The sequence below is a fragment of the Anabaena sp. UHCC 0451 genome, from assembly GCF_034931405.1.
Taxonomy (GTDB): domain Bacteria; phylum Cyanobacteriota; class Cyanobacteriia; order Cyanobacteriales; family Nostocaceae; genus RDYJ01.
The window spans coordinates 75,371-80,181 of record NZ_JAYGHA010000027.1 but is presented as its reverse complement, the minus strand read 5'-3'; the positions used below and the strand labels follow the sequence as shown (position 1 = coordinate 80,181).

Genomic DNA, 4,811 nt, shown 5'->3' with positions numbered 1-4,811 from the left:
CCCCACTTTCACCTATAGCTTAGTTACAGGTACAGGTGATACCGATAACCCATCTTTTTCCATTGTTGGTAATCAACTGTTAACTAATGCTAGTTTTGATTTTGAAACTAAAAACAGTTACAGCGTGCGCTTGCGGACTACAGATCAAGATGGCTTATCCTTAGAAAAGCAATTTACCATCAATATCAATGACCTAGATAACACCATCATAGGGACAGTCAGTAACGAAAACTTCACCACCACATCCGAAAAAGATATCATTGATGCTCAAGGTGGAGATGACGCAATCACCAGTACCTTTGCTAACCTGCAACAAAACGACACCCTCAACGGTAACACAGGCACAGATACCCTGAGCATTACCGGGGGAACTGTAAATGATATTATCGCCATTGATACCACTAACGCCACCAATCAATTAGATATTCCTGGTACAACAATTATTGGCTTTGAACGGTTTGATTTAGGCGCATTTACTGGTACTGTCAGCTTTTTAGGTACTACTGCAAACGATTGGATAAAATCAGGTGCAGGAGAAGATGATTTATTTGGTGGTGATGGAAATGATACCCTCAATGGTGGAACAGGTGCAGATTTATTAGTCGGTGGTACTGGCAATGATACTTATTTTGTAGATAATGTTGGTGATTTCATTGCTGAAGCTTTAAATCAAGGCATTGATACCGTTGAATCTTCTATTACTTGGATATTAAAAGCCCACTTAGAAAGATTAACCCTCACTGGTACAGCAGCTATTAACGGTACTGGTAACACCTTAAATAATACCCTCACTGGTAATAGTGGTAATAATGTCCTCAATGGTAGAGCAGGTGCTGATACCATGATTGGTGGTACGGGTAATGATTCCTACTATGTAGATAATACCCTAGATAGCATCACAGAAGCCGCTAGTGCTGGAACTGACACTGTTTTCAGTACCATAACTTACACATTGGGAAACAACCTAGAAAACCTGACCTTACAAGGAACATCTACCATTAATGGTACAGGTAACGACCTGATTAATAGGATTACAGGCAATGCCGCAGCTAATATTCTGACAGGTTTTGCTGGTAATGATGTCCTTGATGGTAAAGCTGGTGCTGATACTTTCACTGGTGGACTGGGTAACGATAGACTCAATCTGGGTTTAAATGATGGTGCTGTAGATATCGTTAATTATGCCTCTGGAGATGGTGCGGATACCATTACTCAATTTGTGCGAGGTGTGGGTGGTGATCAAATCCAATTTCAGTTTATAGGTATTACTGATATTGATGTGGTGACTTCTGGTAGTAATACTTTATTCCGTATCGGTGATGGTAATCCTACTAATACTGGTTTTGGCACTGGTACACTATTAGCTACTTTATCAGCTACAACAGGGTTTACTGCTGCTGATGTGAATGTGAATTTGTTTGGTGCTAATTTCTTGTTTAGTTAATTATCAATAACAAGATCCCCGACTTCTTAAAGAAGTCGGGGATCTGAAAAGTTCAATATCCTGTTCATCCTTAAATCCTGGATATCCTGATTCTAACAAATGAGGGTTTAGCATTGCTAAACCCCTACAAATATCACTAAGGCGTTGCTGTGGGTAAATTATCAGGGTCAATACCTTGAGATATTAAATATTCTCTCAGTCGTTCTTTTTCCTGTCGTTCTTGTTCCGCCCTTTGACGTTCTTGAGAAATCAATTCTACAGACCAAGGTAACAAATTACCTGCTTCATCCCACCACCTTAACCAATAACCATTTCTACCTTCCTTTTCCCCTCGCCAAGTTCCTAAAAATAAACCCATTGAATTAATCCAATTTAGTCCATTTTCATTGGGTTGTTTTAATTCATAGCGCCCATTTTCTAATTGATAAAATTCTAATAAACCTCCGTCGGGATCAAAAATGACATAAATAGGAACTTGCAAAATTCGCTCATAAAAAAACCATTTTCCTGGGGGATATGTAGGTTTAATGGAATATTCCCCACCTTCAGTATCAGATAAAAATTCTATAACTACAGCGGGAATATCTCCTTCTAAGTTAGGTGTATAAATTTTGCGTTCTGTGATAATATCTTTTACTGAAGGTACAAACAACCAATCAGGTGCTTTAGCAATAAACTGACCATTTATTGTCGCACATAAACCAAAATTAGAAGCTATTAACATCTGGGGTTGAATAAAACCCACAATTTCTAAACTTTCTCGCAATGCACCCGCCAAAATTGGCTGTCCTGTATTTTCCACCGGTTCATTCTCTAACTGAAAATCATCGGGTAAGGCTTCCCAAGTGATGACCATTTCAGTAGAAGATTTTTTTTCACTGATTTGGGTTGCCATAAAATTTACCTCAGCTTGATGTATTTTTATTTTATAGTAAGTGAAATATGAAATTAATTAATTAATCACCAATGACCAATCACAAACCTATTAAACGTTTACCTAATCAACGCTGGCAAATTGCACCAGCAAACACTGAATTAGCTCAAAATCTAGCTAATTTAACTAATCTCTCCCCTATTATCAGTCAATTGTTGATTAATCGGGGGATGGAAACACCAGAAGACGCACAAAAATTTATCAGTCCAGAAACTTTAAATTTACCTTCTCCTTTAGAAGATTTTCCAGATTTAGCAGTAAGTGTAGAATTATTGGAAACCGCTATTAAAAATCAAGAAAAAATTGCTATCTGTGGTGACTACGATGCAGATGGGATGACTAGCACTGCATTATTATTAAGAAGTCTCCGCGCTTTGGGTGCAAATGTTGATTATGCTATCCCCAGTCGAATGCACGAAGGTTATGGAATTAATAAACGCATTGTGGAAGAATTTCACAGCGAAGGTATAGGATTAATTCTGACTGTAGATAATGGTATCTCTGCTTTTGAACCTATCGCTAGAGCGAGAGAATTAGGTTTAAAGGTTATTATCACTGACCATCATGATATTCCCCCAAATTTACCCCCAGCTAATGCAATTCTCAACCCCAAATTAATAGCTGAATCTTCCCCTTATCGTGGTGTTGCTGGTGTAGGTGTAGCTTATATTTTAGCAGTATCTTTAGCTCAACAATTGGGAGAATTAAAAGGTTTAGTTCAGCCCATGTTAGCTTTATTTACATTGGGAACTATTGCCGATTTAGCTCCTTTAACGGGTGTAAATCGTCGTTGGGTAAAACGGGGTTTAAAGTTATTACCTAAGTCAACTTTACCTGGTGTACAGGCTTTAATTCAAGTCGCTGGAGTGCAAGCAAGTGAAGGGGAAAAAAATCAAAATGCCAAATCTTTAAAACCGGAAGATATTGGTTTTCGTTTGGGTCCAAGAATTAATGCTATCGGTAGAATTGGCAACCCGCAAACTGTGATAGAATTGCTAACAACTGATGATGTGGGAATTGCTCTAGAAAGAGCGATGCAGTGTGAACAAATAAACCTCCAACGTCAGCAAATGTGCGAACAAATTGAACAGGAAGCGATCGCACTCGTTGAAGATTTATATGTTAATTATCTCCATAAAGAACGGGTTCTAGTCGTTATCAAAGATAATTGGCATCATGGGGTAATTGGGATTGTTGCTTCTCGTTTATTAGAACGTTATGGTGTTCCCGTATTTATTGGCACTTATGAAAATGAAGGCATTATTCGCGGTTCTGCGCGGGGAATACCTGAATTTCATGTTTTTGAAGCTCTACAATATGCAGATGATTTACTCGGTAAATATGGAGGACATAAAGCCGCAGGAGGATTTTCTTTACCAGCAGATAATTTACTAGCTTTGCGATCGCGTTTAGCTGAATTTGCCAATCAATGTTTAGAAATTCAACACCTGAAACCACTATTAAAAATTGATGCTCAAGCTAATCTTAATCAAATTAATCAAGATTTATTCCAGCAATTAAATATTCTCCATCCTTGTGGTATTGAAAATCCAGATCCGATATTTTGGACAGCTAACGCACAGGTTATTGAACAGCAAATTGTTGGTAAAGGTCACATTAAATTAACTCTAGCCCAAACTATTGATAATCAACAGTATAAAATTAAAGCGATCGCTTGGCGTTGGCGTGATTATTTCCCCTTACCATCACGGGTAGATATTGCTTACAAACTCCGGGAAAATAACTTTAATGGTAATACTAATATCGAAATGGAATTAGTCGGTTTTAGACTTCCGCAACAGGTAGAAAAATTATTTACTACATCCATTCCATCTAAACGCAGCACATTTGAATACAAACAGCGTCAATATACCTGTGGAATTTATCAAAATGGTGTGGGTGCAGAATTAAGAATTAAAAATAATGAAGGTAAGGTTTTAGTCATGCAGCCAGAGAATAAACTAGGTCTATTAGGTATAAATCGTGAAGATGCTAAACAAGTTGATTTATCTCTACCCCAGTATGATGGCATTATTCAAGCTGCTATCCAGGCTTTGTCAGGGAACAGGTAAAAGGTAACAGGGAATAGGGAAAATCATGAATTATCAATTACCCATCACCCATTACCCATTACCCATTACCCAACTTATAAGTTGCCGTTACGAAATGCAAGGACAAAAATTACTGCTGGTCCTGCAAGTACAATCAATGCTACACAGGTTAATTGAAACACAACTTCCCAATTAATATTGGCTAAAGCTTCCATTTTTCCTCCAAACGGTTTTAAAAAATTCAATAACTCAAATGCAAAGCCCGCCATAGATCATATCTGGATAGGGGCAATGAGTTTTAAGTTACTTAACAAAATTATAGGAAAATATATAAAAATGTAAACAGGGAAGAGGGAACAGGGAATATTTATTCTTTATCCTG

At 37.6% G+C, this 4,811-nt stretch carries 4 protein-coding genes; 2 read left to right on the top strand and 2 right to left on the bottom strand.

The window, feature by feature from the left end:
- The coding region (locus tag VB694_RS18530; protein ID WP_323361809.1) for a calcium-binding protein at positions 1-1,444 on the top strand (1,444 nt) is incomplete at its 5' end.
- Positions 1,445-1,580: 136 nt separating this feature from the next.
- Here VB694_RS18530 and VB694_RS18525 read toward each other — a convergent pair.
- Positions 1,581-2,339 (bottom strand): Uma2 family endonuclease, encoded by a 759-nt coding sequence (locus VB694_RS18525; RefSeq protein ID WP_323361808.1) that lies wholly within the window; start codon positions 2,337-2,339, stop codon positions 1,581-1,583.
- A gap of 71 nt (positions 2,340-2,410) precedes the next feature.
- Between VB694_RS18525 and recJ the strand changes: the two genes are divergently transcribed.
- Entirely contained in the window at positions 2,411-4,450 is a 2,040-nt protein-coding gene (recJ, locus tag VB694_RS18520; RefSeq protein WP_323361807.1) for a single-stranded-DNA-specific exonuclease RecJ, read from the top strand.
- A 74-nt stretch (positions 4,451-4,524) separates the two neighbouring features.
- Here the strand turns inward: recJ and psb30 are convergent, their stop codons facing one another.
- Positions 4,525-4,644, bottom strand: coding sequence for a photosystem II reaction center protein Ycf12/Psb30 (gene psb30 / locus VB694_RS18515; RefSeq protein ID WP_190564769.1), 120 nt, complete (start codon positions 4,642-4,644; stop codon positions 4,525-4,527).
- Between the last annotated feature and the right edge of the window lie 167 nt (positions 4,645-4,811).